Annotated in this window: 14 protein-coding genes; 5 read left to right on the top strand and 9 right to left on the bottom strand. The window is 68.1% G+C overall.

All coding sequences use genetic code 11. From position 1 onward, the window contains the following. Positions 1-279: 279 nt before the first annotated feature. Positions 280-1,734, top strand: coding sequence for a catalase (locus FGL98_RS10995; protein WP_146316811.1), 1,455 nt, complete (start codon positions 280-282; stop codon positions 1,732-1,734). Between the two features lie 108 nt (positions 1,735-1,842). Here FGL98_RS10995 and FGL98_RS10990 read toward each other — a convergent pair whose 3' ends face one another. From FGL98_RS10990 to FGL98_RS10980, 3 genes are all read right to left on the bottom strand, one after another. After that, positions 1,843-3,384 (bottom strand): AMP-binding protein, encoded by a 1,542-nt coding sequence (locus tag FGL98_RS10990; protein ID WP_146316810.1) that lies wholly within the window; start codon positions 3,382-3,384, stop codon positions 1,843-1,845. Between the two features lie 4 nt (positions 3,385-3,388). Continuing rightward, a complete protein-coding gene (locus FGL98_RS10985) occupies positions 3,389-4,516 on the bottom strand; it encodes a DUF5938 domain-containing protein (RefSeq protein ID WP_146316809.1) in 1,128 nt (375 codons plus the stop codon). A gap of 63 nt (positions 4,517-4,579) precedes the next feature. Next, a complete protein-coding gene (locus tag FGL98_RS10980; protein ID WP_146316808.1) occupies positions 4,580-5,371 on the bottom strand; it encodes an SDR family NAD(P)-dependent oxidoreductase in 792 nt (263 codons plus the stop codon). 230 nt (positions 5,372-5,601) lie between these two features. On the opposite strand from FGL98_RS10980, the gene FGL98_RS10975 reads away from it, so the two are divergent. Further along, entirely contained in the window at positions 5,602-6,240 is a 639-nt protein-coding gene (locus tag FGL98_RS10975; protein WP_146316807.1) for a TetR/AcrR family transcriptional regulator, read from the top strand. A 201-nt stretch (positions 6,241-6,441) separates the two neighbouring features. After that, a complete protein-coding gene (locus FGL98_RS10970; RefSeq protein WP_146316806.1) occupies positions 6,442-7,623 on the top strand; it encodes an ATP-binding protein in 1,182 nt (393 codons plus the stop codon). Here FGL98_RS10970 and FGL98_RS10965 read toward each other — a convergent pair. Continuing rightward, positions 7,596-8,555 (bottom strand): helix-turn-helix domain-containing protein, encoded by a 960-nt coding sequence (locus tag FGL98_RS10965; protein ID WP_146316805.1) that lies wholly within the window; start codon positions 8,553-8,555, stop codon positions 7,596-7,598. The genes FGL98_RS10970 and FGL98_RS10965 overlap by 28 nt on opposite strands. Before the next feature lie 102 nt (positions 8,556-8,657). On the opposite strand from FGL98_RS10965, the gene FGL98_RS10960 reads away from it, so the two are divergent. Next, positions 8,658-9,362, top strand: a complete 705-nt coding sequence (locus tag FGL98_RS10960) for a dienelactone hydrolase family protein (protein WP_146316804.1) — start codon at positions 8,658-8,660, stop codon at positions 9,360-9,362. Between the two features lie 34 nt (positions 9,363-9,396). On the opposite strand, the gene msrA is transcribed toward FGL98_RS10960, so the two are convergent. Together msrA and FGL98_RS10950 are read right to left on the bottom strand one after the other, a co-directional pair. Continuing rightward, positions 9,397-10,104 carry a peptide-methionine (S)-S-oxide reductase MsrA gene (gene msrA / locus FGL98_RS10955; RefSeq protein WP_246136499.1) on the bottom strand — a complete coding sequence of 236 codons (708 nt, stop codon included), beginning with the start codon at positions 10,102-10,104 and terminating at the stop codon, positions 9,397-9,399. 105 nt (positions 10,105-10,209) lie between these two features. Next, complete coding sequence (locus FGL98_RS10950) at positions 10,210-11,448, bottom strand: hypothetical protein (protein ID WP_146316802.1); 1,239 nt, start codon at positions 11,446-11,448, stop codon at positions 10,210-10,212. Between the two features lie 110 nt (positions 11,449-11,558). Between FGL98_RS10950 and FGL98_RS10945 the strand changes: the two genes are divergently transcribed. After that, entirely contained in the window at positions 11,559-14,585 is a 3,027-nt protein-coding gene (locus FGL98_RS10945; protein ID WP_146316801.1) for a glycine--tRNA ligase, read from the top strand. 32 nt (positions 14,586-14,617) lie between these two features. Here the strand turns inward: FGL98_RS10945 and FGL98_RS10940 are convergent, their stop codons facing one another. The 3 genes from FGL98_RS10940 to FGL98_RS10930 are packed head-to-tail and all read right to left on the bottom strand — an operon-like array spanning position 14,618 to position 17,348. Beyond that, a complete protein-coding gene (locus FGL98_RS10940; protein ID WP_146316850.1) occupies positions 14,618-15,262 on the bottom strand; it encodes a response regulator in 645 nt (214 codons plus the stop codon). 26 nt (positions 15,263-15,288) lie between these two features. Further along, positions 15,289-16,506 carry a sensor histidine kinase gene (locus FGL98_RS10935; RefSeq protein ID WP_186526104.1) on the bottom strand — a complete coding sequence of 406 codons (1,218 nt, stop codon included), beginning with the start codon at positions 16,504-16,506 and terminating at the stop codon, positions 15,289-15,291. Positions 16,507-16,517: 11 nt separating this feature from the next. Further along, entirely contained in the window at positions 16,518-17,348 is an 831-nt protein-coding gene (locus FGL98_RS10930; protein WP_222432115.1) for an ABC transporter permease subunit, read from the bottom strand. Positions 17,349-17,533 lie beyond the last annotated feature (185 nt).

Below are 17,533 nucleotides of genomic sequence, written 5' to 3'. Positions count from 1 at the left end.
TGGGTGGGCCATGAAATGCGACTGCGGCCGGCTCCGGGAATGCGAGACCTTCCTTGTGTCCTACCAAGATTCGAGGTCACGTATGCGGATCAGAGCCGGCGGTCACGGGCCGGACGGCTGACAGCGCTGTCGAGATCTTCTGGACACCCGACCTGTTGACTGAATCCAGATTGGGTGTTTCGCTGTTGGTGGACCTGCAGCCAGTTGTCCTGCAGGCATGGTGTCACGCAGGACGACATCACCGGCTGAAGTCAACCCTTCGGTTGCGGAAGGAGTGGCATGAGTAACGAGAACTTCACGACCACGGACGCCGGGATCCCGGTGGAGAGCGATGAGCACTCTTTGACGGTTGGTCCGGACGGCCCGATCCTGCTGCACGATGCCTACCTGATCGAGCAGATGGCGCAGTTCAACCGCGAGCGGGTGCCGGAGCGGCAGCCACACGCCAAGGGCGGCGGAGCGTTCGGCCACTTCGAGGTGACCGGTGATGTCTCGGCATACACCAAGGCCGACGTCTTCCAGCCGGGCAAGAAGACCGAGATGCTCGCGAGGTTCTCGACGGTGGCGGGGGAGCGCGGCAGTCCGGACACCTGGCGCGACCCGCGCGGCTTCGCCCTGAAGTTCTACACCGAGCAGGGTAACTACGACATGGTCGGCAACAACACGCCGGTCTTCTTCATGCGCGATCCGCTGAAGTTCCAGCACTTCATCCGGTCGCAGAAGCGGCGCGCGGACACGAACCTGCGCGACCACGACATGCAGTGGGACTTCTGGACGCTGTCACCGGAGTCCGCACACCAGGTGACCTGGCTGATGGGCGACCGCGGGATCCCGCGCAGCTGGCGGCACATGAACGGCTACTCGAGCCACACCTACATGTGGGTCAATGCAGCCGGTGAGCGGTTCTGGGTGAGGTACCACTTCAAGACCGACCAGGGCGTGGAGTTCTTGCTGCAGGAGGACGCCGACCGGCTCGCCGGTGAGGACGGGGACTACCACACGCGGGATCTCTATGACACGATCGACAAGGGCGACCACCCGAGCTGGACGCTCCACGTGCAGGTCATGCCGTTCGACGAGGCGAAGGACTACCGGTTCAACCCCTTCGACCTGACCAAGACGATCTCGCACAAGGACTATCCGCTGATCGAGGTCGGGCGGATGACCTTGGACCGCAACCCGACCGACTATCACGCCCAGATCGAGCAGGCGGCGTTCGAACCGAACAACCTGGTGCCGGGCATCGGGCCGAGCCCGGACCGGATGCTGCTCGCCCGGATCTTCTCGTATGCGGATGCGCACCGCCACCGCATCGGCACGAACTACCGTGAGCTGCCGGTCAACTACCCGAAGAACGCGGCGGTGCGGTCCTACTCCAAGGACGGCGCCATGCGCATCCACCCGGTGTCGGACCCGGTCTATGCACCCAACTCCAAGGGTGGCCCGAGCGCAGACACCGCGCGCTTCGGTGAGCCGGCCGGCTGGCACACGGACGGTGACCTGGCGCGGACCGCCGCCACCCTGCACGCCGAGGACGACGACTTCGGTCAGCCCGGCACGTTGGTGCGCGAGGTGCTAGATGACGCGGCACGGGACCGGCTCGTCAGCAACACGGTCGGTCACCTGCTCGACGGGGTGACCGAGCCGGTGCTGCAGCGGGCATTCGACTACTGGCGCAGCATCGACAAGGCCATCGGTGACCGGATCGAGCGCGGGGTCCGCAACAAGCAGTAGTAGATTAGTGAACTCATACGGTCGCAGAAGGAGGGTTCTGCGGCCGTATGTTGTGTCCGTGCCCTGGTGCGCCCTCGCCGCCGGCACCCTGCGCCGGCGGCGAGCAGGCTACTTCCGCAGCCGCTCCCGGATGTCCGGCTTGACCACCTTGCCGACCTTCGACCGTGGCAGGTCTGCCCAGACGTGTATAGCCTTCGGCGCCTTGACCGACCCGATTCGCTCCTTGACGAAGGCAATCACCTCGGTGGGGTCGAGCGTCCGGCCCGGCAGCGGCTGCACGACCGCCTCGACCCGTTCGCCCCACTTGTCGTCGGGGACCCCTACCACCGCGCAGTCCTGCACGTCCGCGTGCTGCATCACCGCCTGCTCGACCTCGGCGGAATACACGTTGAAGCCACCGGTGATGATCATGTCCTTGGCCCGGTCGACGATGGACAAGAAGCCGTCGCGGTCGAGGAAGCCGATGTCACCGGTGTGGTGCCACCCGAAGCGGGACGCCTCGCGAGTGGCCTCCACGTTGTTGTAGTAGCCGGGGGTCACCAGCGAGGAGCGGATCACGATCTCGCCGTGGTCGCCGGTGGCCAGGAGTCGACCGTCGTCGTCCATGATGCCGACCGTCACCAAGGGGGAGGGCCGGCCAGCGGTGGACAGGCGCTCGGTGGCGATGGAGCCGTCAGCGCGGAAGTGGTCGGCCGGCGGCATCATGGACACCATCATGGGGGCCTCGGTCTGGCCGAAGAGCTGGGCCATCACCGGCCCGATGCGTCGCAGCGCCTCCTCCAGACGGGTGGTCGACATGGGTGCGGCGCCATACCAGAAGCATTGCAACGACGACAGGTCCGTGCTGTCCAGGTGCTCATTGCCGAGGATCATGTAGATCAGCGTCGGTGGGAGGAACGTGTGGGTCACCCGGTGCGCAGGGACGAGGCTCAGGAAACCGTCGACATCGGGCGCCCGCATGATGATGATCTCCCCGCCGAGGCAGAGGATCGGAAAGCACAACACCCCGGCCGCATGGGTGAGCGGTGCGAGCGCCAGGTAGACCGGACGTCCCTGGAAGGGATAGCCCATCAGGGTGAGGGCGGTCATGGTCTCCAGGTTGGTTCCGCTGAGGATCACGCCCTTGGGGCGCCCGGTCGTGCCGCCGGTCCCGGCGATCATCGCCAGGTCCCCGGGCGCCGACAGGTCCGTCGGCGCCTCCTTCGCATGGGCCACGCCGCCGCCGATGAAGTCGTCCCAGCGAAGCGACCCGTCGTCCGCCCCGTCGAGGCAGACCCAGGTATGCAGCCGCGGCAGGTCCGCTCGGATCCGCGCCACCAGTGGGGCATACGCCGACTGGTAGATCAGCACCGAGCAGTCGGACAGTTCCAGCAGGTCACGGTTCTCGGCCGCCTCGTTGCGTGGGTTGATCGGGCACCAGACCGCGCCCGCTCGGCTGATGCCGAATACACACGAGAAGGCGACCGGATCGTTCGATGACAAGATCGCCACCTTGTCACCCGCGCTGACGCCCTGGGCGGCCAGCGCGGCGGCGATCGCCCGTGACAGGGACTGCACCTGCGCATACGACAGGGAGGACCCATCAGTGGTGAGGCAGGCCGCGTCAGGGTGGAGCGACGCGCCCTTGTCGAGGTAGTCGACGATCCGCATCGGGTCAGCCCTCGACCGTGAGAACGGGCTCCATGACCAGACCGAACGATTGCATCACGCCGAGCAGCTCACGGTGGCCGAAGGCCTGACAGGCCGACGCGAATCCGGTGCGTCGCGGCCGCTGCTGCAGCAGTGAGTAGGCGGTGTAGGCCTGCAGCAGGCCGGTCTGCTTGTAGTTGCTGTTGCCGTAGATGACGCAGTGTGCGCGGCCCAGCGGGCCGGACGCATGGACCGAGTCGAGGGACTTGTTGATGCGCGGGTTCTCGCGAGGCGGCATGTGATCCATGACCTGCGCGGCGGTGGCCGTGAGGGCCGCGTCCCGGTCCTCCTCGGTCATGTCCTTGGTTGCCTCGAGGGCGGCCGCCACGATCTGCGGCACGCCGTTCATCAGCGCGGTGTCGAACAGGCCGCCCTGCGCCTTGCAGTTGGCGACGCGGGGGTCATGCCGGAACCACACCGGGTGGCTGGTGCCGCCCCAGGGGAGCGACAGGGCCAGCTCGTGCTGACCGGGCACGACCAGCGGCACCAGGCCCTGGGTTGGGTCGAAGGGGGCGTAGGCGTTCTGGAACAGGTGATTGGCGACCGAGGTGGCCGCATTGATCAGGATGGTCTGGGTGGAGGCAATGGTCGGGCTGCCACCCCAGAACACGGCGATGTCGAGGGTGTCCAGGCCCGGCTTCTCCAGGCAGAGCTCGGCCGCGATCTCGCCGGTGGTGTACATCTGCGCCGTTCCGGGACTGAGCAGCAGGCCCTTGGCGGCGAAGTCGGCCCCGTACTGCTCGTCGCAGGTGATCAGCCAGTCCTGCTCACCGGAGGTGTCGGTGTAGTGCGCGCCCACAGCCAGAGCCGCCTCTACCACCGTCCCGCCCCACTTGCTGAACGGGCCGACCGTGTTGAGCACCACCGAGGCGTCGGAGAACAGCTCGGTGAGTCCCTCCACCGAGTGTTCGGCCGTGCGCACCTCGTAGTCGGCGGTCTCGATGCCCGCCACGTGAGAGGTCATCGACTCGGTCAGCTTCTCCTCGTTGCGGCCGGCGGCGACGAAGGGGACATTGAACTCGCGCAGGTACTCGCAGATGAGCCGCCCGGTGTATCCGGATGCTCCGTAGACGAAGACTTTCTTGTCAGCCATGAGGATTCAGGCCTTTCGGGTGGGAGGTGATGATCGGAGATACGGTGTGCGGGGCGGGGTCCGTCACATGCCCATGCCGCCGTCAACTGCCAGGCCGGTGCCGGTGATGAACTTCGCGGCGTCGGAGGCGAGGAAGACGACCGCATCGGCCATGTCGTCGACCTGGCCCAGACGGCCTGCCGGAGTCAGCTCCACGACCGCACCGACCGCTGCCTCCGCGGACGGGAACAGCCCCAGCTCGGCCACGTCGTTCGCCAGTCCGGCGCCCATGGCCGTCGGCACCAGGCCGGGGTAGACGCAGTTGACCCGCACGCCGTAGCCGAGCTTGCCGGACTCCATGGCCGCGACCCGGGTCAGCCGGTCAACCCCGGACTTGGTGGCGGAATACACGGCGATCCCCGGGAACGCGATGGTGGCCGCGACCGAGGACACGTTGATGATGGCGCCGCCTTGTCCGGCGGGCCCGCCGGGGCGCATCGCCCGCAGACCGTTCTTGATGCCGAGCGTGGTTCCGAGCAGGTTGACCTCGAGCATCTTTCGGATGTCGTCGGCCTCGACGTCGGTCAGCAGGCTGGTGATCTCGACCCCGGCGTTGTTGACCAGGATGTCGAGACCGCCGAGACGCTCGACCGTCTCGTTGATGGCGCCGGCCCAGTTCGCGTCGTCGGTGACGTCCAGCCGGACGAACCCGTGACCCTCGCCGAGTGCCTCGGCGGTCTGCCGGCCGGAGTCCTGCACATCGGCGATCATCACGGTGGCGCCCGCTGCGGCCAGCGCCGTGGCCATCCCTTCCCCGAGGCCCTGGGCGGCTCCGGTGACGAGGGCTTTGCGGCCGGTCAGGTCGATCGAGGTCATGGTGGGCTCCTTGGCATCTCCGGGCGGCGGGTGTGGGTGCAGTCGTGACGCCGGAGGTCGAGACGGCTGGATCCAGCCCACCCTGCCCCTAGCCTTGACAGGTGTCAAGGTTTTCTTGGACACTTGTCAAGAAGAGGTGGCGTCTATGCTCGACGGAGGCGATATGCCTGTCTGCGGGCGGTCGGGCATGCCCAGTCGACCGCGGACCGGCGAGTGAGGAGAAGCACATCGTGACCAGTGCAACGGCTGTCCGGGCCGACCGGTTTGACCGGCCGCCGGTGGACAAGTTCGAGGCGCGCCGTGGCGAGCTCGCCGACGCGGCACTGCAAACCTTGGGCGAGCTCGGCTATGCCCACACCAGCCTGCGGGAGATCGCGGCGAAGACGGCGTTCTCGCACGGGGTGCTGCACTACTACTTCCGCGACAAGGTCGAGCTGATCACCTACTGCGTGCGCCGCTACAAGGAGCACTGCGTCACGCGCTACGACGAGATCGTCGCTGAGGCCGCCACCGGCGAGCAACTGCTGGGGCTCTTCCCCGAGGCGCTGGTGGCCACCTTGATGGAGGACACGGCCATGCATCGGCTCTGGTACGACATGCGCTCACAGGCGATGTTCGAGGACAAGCTGCAACCGACCGTGACCGACCTCGACGCCCAGCTCGAGGACATGATCTGGCGGGTCGTCCTGGCGTATGCCGCGCTGGTCGACGGGGAGCCGACCATGTCCAAGGTGATGGCCTACGCGACCTTCGACGGGGTGTTCGAGCAGGCGCTGACCCGGCACCTCGCCGGCGATGCGCAGGCCGGAGCGAACCTACGGCAGGGCGCCGGTCAGCTGCTGACCATGTCGGTCCGCAATCGAGCCTGAGCACGATCGACCTATGCCCGTCCGCGTCGACGTCGCACTATCCGTCCGGACGCTGGCGCGACATCGCGTTATCTTGCCCGAAATGGCGAAATACGCCCGGATAGTGCGATCTCGAGAAGGGGGGCGGGAAATTGCGATCTCGCTGAAGGGCGATACCAGGTGATACTTTGATCTAGATATCACAGAGTATTGGGAGGGGATATGCAGCCGAGTCCATACACTCCCGGGGCCATTGCGTCCGAGCTGCCGGGCCGAGATCATCAGCTCGCCGAGTTCGATGAGCGACTGTCCCTGATGGCCGACCTGAGGCAGTTCGTCGGCCGGCCACGCATCGACATCGCTCCGCGCGGCGTCGGCAAGACGTCGATGCTCGCGCAGGTACGGCGGATGGCCGAGCAGCGCGGCGCGGTCACCGTGTGGGTGGCCGGCGGTGGAAGCGGCAGCCTGATTGCCGACCTGGTCGCCCAGCTGGAGGCGGCGACCGAGAGCTGGGCGCCGACCACCCGGCGCAAACTGCACGACCTCGCGAGTCGCGCCAGCTTCAAGGTCGGCGTCGGTGTGCCCGGCGTCGCCCGCGCGGAAGCGGAGATCGCCGCACCGCATACGGCCGAGACGTCCGTCCCGGCCGGAGCGGGGGAGTTCACTGCCTTCCTCGCGGAGGCCGCAGCGGCGACGCAGCGTGAGCACCGCAGCGGCTTGGTCCTGTTCATCGACGAGATCCAGGATGCCGACCAGAGCGGGCTGAGCTCGTTCGCCCACGGCTGGCAGAACCTGCAGCACCTCCCCGGGCAAGGCCCCGCGCCCGCGGCCGTGTTCGCCGCCGGCCTACCCAACTCCGACAGCGCGCTGCGTGCCGCGGCCAGCTTCACCGAGCGATGGGACTACCAGCCGCTCGGCCTGTTGTCGCAGTATGCGGCGATTGCCGCCCTGGTCCGCCCGGCGCAGCGGCTGGGCGTGGGGTGGGGACCAGACGTCCTCCAGGCGGCGGTCGAGTATGCCGAGGGGTTTCCCTTCACCCTGCAACTGCTGGGGGATGCCGCCTGGCGTGCCGCCGGCCGACCCGACCCGGGAGGACAGATCACACTTGCGAACGCGATGACCGCGCAAGGGGTGATCGCGACCGACCTGGCCACCTTGCACCGCGCCCGGTGGAACGCCGCGACGCCGGCGGAGCAGACCTTCCTGCAGGCGATGGCGGATATCGGCGGCTCATCGGTCAGTCGTGCCGAGATCGCCTCGAGGCTGCACGTCGCCAGCCGCAGCCTGAGCGAACACCGGGAACGGCTGATCGTCAAGGGGATCATTCGAGTCACCGGTCATGGCCGGCTCGGGTTCACGATCAACGGCTTCGGCGACTATCTGCGCTCTCGAGCCGAGGACTGATCGCCCGCACCGGCGAGCGAGTCGATCCACGGCCGGGGGTCGGCCCTGTCGAAATCCCTGATGCCGGCGCTCCACAGCGCGCCGACGGCCATCGTGCGGCGCACCGCGCCGAACGTGATCACGTGGGCGATGGTGCCGCCGATGGTGTGGGTCGCCAGATCGTTGCAGGTGGTGTCGATGAAGGTGTCGGCCATGGTCGAGTCCTCGATCGCCGATGCGACGAACGTCCGGAAGCTCGCACCGGCCACCTCGTGCCGTCGCGTGAGACCGGCGATGGACCGGTCGGACTCGTCGGGCCAGTCGCCCCCGCGCAGCGCCGACAGCCAGTGCTCCTCCTGAGTGACCATGCCGTTGAGCAGGCCACGCAGGGTGGGGTCGTCGTCGATGCCTTCGACGGACAGGGCGATGCTTCGGTCGAGGGTCTCGTCGGGGAGGTGTCGAGCTGATCCGATGACTGCCGTCAGCGAGTCGACGTGGTGGTCGACGAGCTGTTGGATGACGTCCATGCCGGTTTCCTTTCGTGGTGCCGGAAGTCGCAGACCCCCGGGTGGTTGGAAGTGGACACCACTGGGAGCCGCGAGCTCGAGCCCGCGAAACGTCGGTGGTGGGTTGTGGCGGGTCTGCAGTGGAGTGCGTCCGTAGGCACGGGCGAAGGCTCGGGTGAACGCCTCGTGGGAGCCGTAGCCCGCCTCGACAGCGACGTCGAGCACGATGCACTGCGCGTCGTGGACGAGCCGGTAGGCGGCACGCTCCAGCAGGAGCCGTCTGCGCAGCGACCCCGGTGGCTCGCCGCCCGCAGCGGAGACGATCCGGTCGAAGTGGAATCGCGACAGGTGGGCCTGGGCGGCCAGATCGTCGCCGCTCAGACCGGGATCGTCCAACGCCTGCTGCGCGAACTGGAGAAGCGTGTCCAGGCGGTCGTCGTGGTCCATGGCCCCAAGCCTGCCTCGAACGGTGGTCCGCGTGCTTGACCGATTTTGCGCAGTTGGCCCACTTGTCCGCTCGCCCGAGGAACGGTCCGGCAGACTGCAGGGATGAGCAGCGAATCGATCAGCGTGCCCACCGATGCCGCAGCGATGCCCGCCCGGCGCTGGCTGCCCCCGGCCGGGTCGGGACCCGGGCTCGTGCTGTTCCAGGAGATCTTCGGAGTCAGCGACTACATCAAGCGGCGGGCCGCCGATCTCTCGGCCCTCGGATACGTCGTCCTCGCTCCGGAGATCTACTGGCGACTCGATGACGCGGACATCGATGAGTCACGGCCGGACTTCCTCGACCGGGCGGTCGCCGTCGCCGGTCGAGTCGACTGGGGCAAGGCCGTCTCCGACGGCGTAGCCGCGGTGGCCGCGCTGCGCGCCGACGACTGCGTCCGCGGCAGCGTGGGGGTGGTGGGATTCTGCTTCGGTGGTGGGCTGGCATTCAATGTCGCTGCCGACGGCGACCCCGATGTGCTGGTGAGCTACTACGGTTCAGCGATTCCGGGGCTGCTCGACCGGGCGAAGGACGTCACGGCGCCGAGCCTGCACCACTTCGGTCTCGCCGACGCCTACCTCTCTGCCGACACCGTCGAGCAGATTCGCGCCGCGGTGTCACGCGAGGGCGTCCGATTCGAGACCTATCCCGGTGCCGGGCATGCGTTCGACAACCCGCATCCCGTCTTTCACCACGCCGAGGCTTCGGCCACCGCATGGCGGAACACGGTGGACTTCCTCGCCTTGCACCTGCCGACAGAGGCTCGGTAACAGGGCAGACCGCGACGGTCGCGGAGCCGTGGGCTCAGCCGTTGTCGCGCAGGACCGACTCCTGGCTGGGCAGCTGGTCCTGGCGGACGATCCCGACCGGGCACGTCATCCCGTTGGGGCCGTGATTGCAGTAGCCACCGGGATTCTTGTGCAGGTACTGCTGGTGGTAGTCCTCGGCGTAGTAGAACCGGCCGGCCTCGTCCGCCGAGCGGATCTCAGTGCTGATGCGCCCGAGTCCGTTGTTCGCCAGCACCTCCTGGAAGGCGTCCCGGGTGGCAGTGGCAGCCTGCTCCTGCTCCGGGGTGGTCCAGTAGATCGCCGACCGATACTGCGTGCCCATGTCGTTGCCTTGGCGGTTGCGGGTCGTGGAGTCGTGGTTCTCCCAGAACTCCTTGAGCAGCAGCTCCGCCGAGGTCTTGCTCGGGTCGTAGGCGACCAGCACCCCCTCGGTGTGGCCAGTCCGCCCGCTGCACACCTCCTCATACGTCGGGTTTGGGGTGAACCCGCCGACGTAGCCCGCCGCGGTCGTGACCACGCCGGGCTGCTTCCAGAAGATGCGCTCCGTGCCCCAGAAGCACCCCATCGCGATATAGAACACCTGTGTGCCCTGCGGCCACGGCCCCTCCAGCGGGGTGTCGAGCACCGCATGCCGCTCCGGTATGCGGTAGGGCCGCTCCGCGCGGCCGGGCAGGGCCTCGTCGCGGGTGACCATGGACGATGAACGACCGAATCCAAACACCATGCCTTTCACAACGCACGGCGGCGGCGGATCCTTCCGGCCGCCGAGTTGGTAGTACAAGCGGGACGTATGGGTCCCGTTCGTACTACCAATCCGAGGGGTTTGTGGCTACGAGGTGTAGATCGCGTCGGCGTGCGTGACCGTGCCGTCCCTGACTTGAAGGAGGGCGTGCGGGCTGGGCACCGAGGTGGTCGCCAATGACGCGGGCACCACCCACGGCGCTCCGTCCGTGAAGTACGTGCTCAGCGGTATCGAGGCGCCGTCCTCGACAGCTGTGAAGGCCCAGCCGGGCGCCGTGAGATGTTTCAGCTGCCCGTGGCTGTTCGTTGCCAGCACACTCGTCGGCGAGTAGGCGTCCATGGTGAGGGATACCCGCGGGCCGACGGCCGTGAAGCACACGCCCGCACCCGACATACAGTTTCGGCCCTTCTCGGGCTGGACCCGCATCGAGATGGTGTTGCCGGACTGCTTGGCCGTGATCAGCCGAGCCGCCCATGTGCCGTCCGGCAGCGACGAGGTGCCGGGGGGCGCCGGGAACGGGTTCGGAAGTGTCACCTCTGTGGCGTTGGCAGTGACGACATTGCTGCCGGTGAGCTGCAAGGTGCTGCCGGACGCCTTCCACCGGCGGATGGTGGGCCGGCCGGTCTGCATGGCGAAGGCGGCCGAGCTGCGTGGGCTCCACATCGAGTAGGTCGTCAGACCCGATGGCGTGAGGGAGATGTTCAGCTCCAGCCCGTTCTCGCCGAGCCTGTCGGCGCCGTGCCCGGAGGGTGCGAGAGATCCGTCGGGCCGTGCCGTGATGAGACTCCATCCGCGCGGCCCATGGCCGTAGGCGAGGGCGCCGCCGGTCCCGTCGCCGGTAAACGCGCCCGTGACCACGAAGGTGGCGTGCTTGGCTCCCGGGAGCAAGGAGCCGGCCACCGTCACCTGGCCGTGGTTGCCGGAGTGGACCGGGAGTCGGGTGCTGGTGCCGTTCCTGGTCCAGGTGCGGCCGGTGCTGCTCCAGAAGACCACGTCATTCCCCTGACCGAGGGTGGCGGCCTCATAGCCCGAGCCCAGCCGCACTATTGCGGGGTGTAGCGAGCCCGACTTCTGCATCAGTGCCCCGCGGGCAGCGACCTCGGACACCACCGGTCCTTGCCCGACGGGGGTTCCGGTCATGCGGTGCGATGGGTCGGGCGACGACGTGGTGGTGGGACCCGCCGAGGTAGGAGCGGGCGTCCCGCTCGTGCCGGTCGGTAGCCCGCTCGAGCCGGCGCCGTTCGCTGCCTGTCCACAGGCGGCGAGACCGAGCGCCGCCGCCGTCGCCAGAACCGCCTGGACCGCCCTGATCTGATGGTGGGACACCTTGATTCCTCCCTGAGTCGGTGTGTGCCTGATCACGTAGGTAGGACGTGCGGCGCCGTCGGCGGGTTGCACCGACACGACGAGTTCGGCGGCTGGGTAGCCTTGCCCTCGTGCTAACCGTGCAAGAGGCCCTGCTGACGCTGCAGAAGTTCTGGACCGACCGAGGCTGCATGACCGTGCAGCCGTTCAACACGGAGGTCGGTGCCGGAACGATGAACCCCGCAACCATCCTGCGGGTGCTCGGACCCGAGCCCTGGCGGGTGGCCTACGTGGAGCCCTCGGTCCGCCCGGACGACTCCCGGTATGGCGAGAACCCCAACCGGCTGCAGACGCACACCCAGTTCCAGGTGATCCTCAAGCCGGACCCGGGCAACCCACAAGAGCTCTACCTCGAGTCCCTCGAGGCGATCGGCATCGACATCCACGCGCACGACGTGCGGTTCGTCGAGGACAACTGGGCGCAGCCCGCGATCGGCGCGTGGGGGCTGGGCTGGGAGGTGTGGCTGGACGGCATGGAGGTCACCCAGTTCACCTACTTCCAGCAGGTGGGCGGCCAGAATCTCGACCCGGTGAGCGTCGAGCTGACCTATGGAATCGAGCGCATCATGATGGCGCAGCAGGGCGTCACGCACTTCAAGGACATGCAGTATGCGCCGGGCATCACCTACGGTGAGGCCTTCGGCCAGCAGGAGTACGAGATGTCTCGGTACTACCTCGACGACGCCGACGTCGAGGCGAACCAGGATCTCTTCGAGCACTACACCGCAGAGGCGCAGCGGATGGTCGACGCGCGGCTGCCCGTGCCGGCGCACACCTACGTGCTGAAGTCCTCGCACGCCTTCAACGTGCTCGACTCCCGTGGTGCCATCTCGACCACGGAACGGGCCAAAGCCTTCTCGACGATGCGGCGGCTGTCGCGCGAGGTTGCGAAGCTGTGGGTGGAGCGCCGAGAGGAGCTGGACTTCCCGCTGCTCAAGGCCGAGGGCGCGAAGGTGCTCGTCGGTGCGGCGGTCATGCCGCCGAATCCCGAGCCGGAGCCGGTCGATGCCGCCGCGCTGCCTACCGATCCGCAGGACTTCGCGCTGGAGATCGGCGTCGAGGAGCTGCCCCCGCACGTCGTCGACCAGACCATCGAGCACGTGCGCACGTCGCTCACCGAGCGGCTAGCGCAGACCCGGCTGACGCACGGTGACATTCGGGTGGTCGGGACTCCGCGCCGCATCGTCGCCACCATCGCGCAGGTAGCGCCGAAGGAGCCCGATGCGCAGACGCTGCGCAAGGGGCCGAAGGTCGCTGCGGCCTACGACGCCGACGGCAACCTGACGAAGGCGGCGCAAGGTTTCGCGCGCGGCCAGAAGGTGAATCCCGCCGATCTGGTGCGCGCCGAGTTCGACGGCGCAGAGCACGTGGCGGTGCGGATCGACCAGGTCGGTCGCGGCGCGCTCGAGGTGCTCGGCGCAGTCACCCACGACCTCGTCGCCGGGCTGCGCTCGGACAAGAACATGCGCTGGCGCGACCCGCAGCTGTCGTTCAGTCGGCCGATCCGCTGGCTGGTCGCGCTGTGGGGGAGCGCCGTGGTGCCCGTGGAGGTCTCCGAGCTGCGTTCCGGCCGGCAGACCTACGTCCACCGCACCGACGCAGTCCCGCTCGTCGACGTCGCCACGGCCGGGGAACTGATGGGCGTGCTGGAGGCCCACGGTCTGGTGCTCGACCCCGCCATTCGTCGCGAGCAGGTCGTCGCGGCGGCACAGGAGCTCGCCGCATCGGTCGGGGGCACCGTGGACCTTGCGGCCGAGTCGGAGCTCGTCGACGAGATCACGAACCTGGTGGAGGCCCCTCGCGGGATCATCGGCGCGTTCGACGACAGATACCTGAAGGTCCCCGAGCAGATCCTCACCACCGTGATGCGCAAGCACCAGCGCTACCTGCCGGTGCGAGACGCGGTCGGCAGGCTCATGGCCCGCTTCATCACCATGGCGAACGGCGACTGTGATGACGAACTGGTGCGCCTGGGCAACGAGTCGGTGCTGCGCGCCCGGTACGACGACGCGGCATTCTTCTACGACGCCGACCTGCAGGTGCCGGTGGACACCCTGCGTGAGCAGATCGGCAAGCTCACCTTCGAGCACCGCATCGGTTCGATGGCCGACCGCTCCGACCGGATCGCCGACGTCGCCTCCTCTCTGACGTCGTCGGTCGACCTGAGCGCCGACGAACAGGCGACGCTCAAGCGTGCGGGGGAGCTGGCGAAGTTCGACCTGGCCGCCAAGATGGTGGTCGAGCTCTCCAGCCTGGCCGGAGTGATGGCCAAGGAGTATGCCGCTCGCGCGGGGGAGACCCCGCAGGTCGCCGCCGCGCTGCTCGAGATGGAGGCGCCCCGGTCGGCGGGTGACCCGCTGCCGGAGTCGAAGCCCGGCGCACTGCTGGCGCTCGCGGACCGGTTCGACCTGCTCGCAGCGATGTTCGCGCTCGGCGCGAAGCCGACCGGGTCCTCCGACCCGTATGCGCTGCGTCGTGCCGCGCTCGGCGCGGTGAGCATCCTGCGTGGCCTGCCGAGCCTTGCCGGGGTCACCGTCGATGCCGGGCTGGCCGCCGCCGCAGCGCGGCTGCGCGGTCAGGGTGTCGAGGTCAGTGACGAGTCGGTCTCTGCGGCACGGGATTTCGTCGAGGGGCGCTTCGCGCAGCAGCTGCGCGACGAGAATGTGTCTGCGGATCTCGTGTCCGCGGTGCAGCCGCTCGCGGCGGCACCAGGCAAGGCCGAGCGGGCGCTGAAGGACATCGAGTCGGCGCGCGGCGACGGCGACTTCGCGCCGCTGGTCGAGGCCGTGCAGCGCATCACCCGCATCGTGCCCGCGGGCACCGACGCGGCATACGACACGAGCAGACTCACCGAGCCTGCCGAGCTGGCGCTGGCCGGTCAGGTCGACTCGCTTCCGGATCACGCGAACGACGGGCTGCCCGAGTGGTTCGCTGACGCGCGGGGTCTGGTGCAGCCGCTGACGGCGTTCTTCGACGACGTGCTCGTGATGGCGCAGGATCCAGCGGTGCGTGCGGCGCGGCTGGGTCTGGTGCAGACCGTGGTTGCCCGAGCGCCGCAAGGCATCGACTGGCGTGCGCTCAACGTCGCCCTCGGCTGAGTACTGGCTAAGAGCAACGGTCGCTGGGCGGTTCAGTCGACGATGCCGTGCTGGTAGGCGAAGACCACGGCTTGCACCCGGTCGCGCAGCTCCAGCTTGGCCAGCAGCCGGGCGACGTGCGTCTTGACGGTGGCCTCGGACACGACAAGCACCTCGGCAATCTCCGCGTTGGACAGCCCGGTTGCCAGTGTTGACAGCACCTCTCGCTCTCGCGGGGTAAGCCTGCCCAGCAGCTCGTGCGGCCGTTGATCCTTCGGGTCAGGCAACAGCTCGCGCGCATACCGATCGAGCAGGGCGCGCGTCACCCGGGGCGACACCACCGCGTCCCCACCGGCGATGACGTGGATGGAGGCGACCAGCTCCGCTGCGGGGACGTCCTTCAGGAGGAAGCCGCTCGCACCCGCAGCCAACCCGGCGAAGGCATACTCGTCCAGGTCGAAGGTCGTCAGGATCAGGATGCGGCTGGCGGCTCCCGTGGCAAGGATCCGGCGAGTTGCCTCGACCCCGTCCATGACGGGCATCCGCACGTCCATGAGGATGACGTCCGGCAGGCAACGGGAGGCCTCGTCGATCGCCGCCGCGCCGTCCTCCGCCTCTCCGACCACGTCGATCTGGGCGTCGGCGCCCAGGATGAGCCTGAATCCGGTGCGCAGCAGCGGCTGGTCGTCGACGATCATGACGCGGACGCGGCCTTGCTCATCGGTCACGGTCGGTCCTGCTCACGGAGTCGGATCTGGTCGGAGGGGCAGCCCTGCGCCAAAGGTAGCCGCGCATCCACGCGCCATCCCGCGGCTCTTGGTCCACAGTCCAGCGTGCCACCAAAGACCGCGGCCCGCTCCCGCATGCCGGTCACCCCGTGACCGACCCCTGGAGCGTCGCCGACGCCAGGATGCCCGTCGTCCTGGATGACGACCTTCAACAGGTCGGTGGACCAGCTCAGGTGGACGGCCACCCGGGTCGGTTCGATGGCGTGCTTCAACACGTTGGTGAGCCCTTCCTGCACGATCCGGTATACCGCGGCCGACCGTGTCTGCGAGAGCGACTGCGGCTGACCGGACATCGACAGCGTGACCGGCAGTCCGGCGGACCGGACCTCTTCCACCAGCTGGCCCAGCTGGCCGAGGGCGGGCTGCGGTGTCAGCGGAGCGCCGGTGGCTACATCGTCGTCACGCAGGATGCCGAGCAGCTGACGCATCTCGGCCATCGACGTGCGACCGGTCGCGGCGACCTGGCTCATCAGCTCGGTCCCGGTGGCATCGTCGGCCAGGACGGCGGCGTCGGCCAGCGTGATGATCACCGACAGGCTGTGTGCGACGACGTCGTGCATCTCCCGGGCGATCCGGTTGCGCTCCGCGGTTGCCGCCAGACGCAGCTGCTGATCGCGCTCCCGCTCGAGCTGTGCGGCGCGCTCCACCATCGATGCGACATACTGCCGACGCACCTGCAAGGTGATGCCGCCGAACAGTGCGGCGGCCACCATACCGGTCAGGAAGACCAGGGAGGCGGCCACGCTGTCCCCGGACGGCGCGAACCGGATCGAGGCCATGATGACGCCGACCTCGAGGATGCCCGCGGCGATCCACGCGCGGCGGCGCGAGTCGTGCACGGCGACGGTGTAGAGGCCGATCAGCAGGGCCGCGTCGGCCACCAGGGCATCCCCGAGGAGCCACTGCACGAAGCCGACCGCGCACAGGTAGCACATCAGCCGCCAGGGCCAGATGCGGCGGATCGCGAGGGGGAGGATCAGCAGTTGGCTGAGCACGGCCGCGGCGAGCTCCTGCCGATCGATCCGGTGCTGCAATCGGGTGGCCCAGGCCTCCAGCAACAGGACCAGCAGCAGATCGACGAGCACCGGGTGCGCGACCGCCCAGCGATGCACTCGCCCCCAGGGGGAGGTGAGGTTCGCTGGGCGTCCGGGCACGCGCGTCGTGGTCAGGCGTCCCTCCTCTTGAGCAGGTAGAGACCCAGGGCGAGTGCGGCCACGGCCCAGGCGAGCAGCACGAAGAATCCGGTCCATAGACTCAGACTGCCCGGATCCGGCACCGCTGAGTAGAGGGCCGACCCGGCATTGCTCGGCAGATACGGCGTGGTGTGCGGCTGCCACGACGTTGGCAGGATGTCCTGCAGCGCAGGCAGGACCAGCACGATACCGAGGACGGTGGCGATACCGCCCGCCGTGCTGCGGATGGCGAAGCCGACGCCGAGTGACATGGCTCCGATGAGCGTGAGATAGATCGCGACTCCGAAGATCGCTCGAATCGCGTGTGGCGCACCGAGGCCCACGCCATGGGACTGCAGCAGCTGTTGGCCGATAACGAAGGCGATGAACGAGCTCACCAGGCTCACGCAGAAGGTGATCACGCCGAATACGGTCAGCTTGGCGAGCAGAGTGGTGGTTCGTTTCGGCGCCGCACCGAGGCTGGCGATGATCATGCCGGTCGCATACTCACCGGTGATCACCAGCACGCCGAGCACGATGATCGCCAGCTGCGCGAGGTTGACGCCCACCAGGCTTCGGGTGACCGCCTGGAAGTGTGCCAGCTCGCCAGGACCCATCTGCGACCAGTGGTTGTTCGTGGCCCAGCTCGCCAGGGCTCCGACCCCGATCATGCCGAGCATCGAGACCAGCAGGGTGATCCAGCTGGATCGCAGGCTGGCGAACTTGATCCACTCCGACTTGATCACCCGGCTCAGGGTCACTGGTTCGACGCGCACCGTCGTCGGGCGGGCCGTTGCTGGTTCGTCGAGCGTTGCGGTGCTCACTTGGGGTCCTCGCAAAGTATCGAAGCGAGCTGGCGAGCGGAGAACTTTGTGGGGCTGTTTTTGGGGTCCTCGCAAAGTATCGAAGCGAGCTGGCGAGCGGAGAACTTTGTGGGGCTGTTTTTGGGGTCCTCGCAAAGTATCGAAGCGAGCTGGCGAGCGGAGAACTTTGTGGGGCTGTTTTTGGG

Source organism: Leekyejoonella antrihumi (assembly GCF_007845645.1).
Classification (GTDB): domain Bacteria; phylum Actinomycetota; class Actinomycetes; order Actinomycetales; family Dermatophilaceae; genus Leekyejoonella; species Leekyejoonella antrihumi.
The sequence above is the reverse complement of the archived record's forward strand: the minus strand, read 5'-3'. Positions and strand labels throughout refer to the sequence as shown.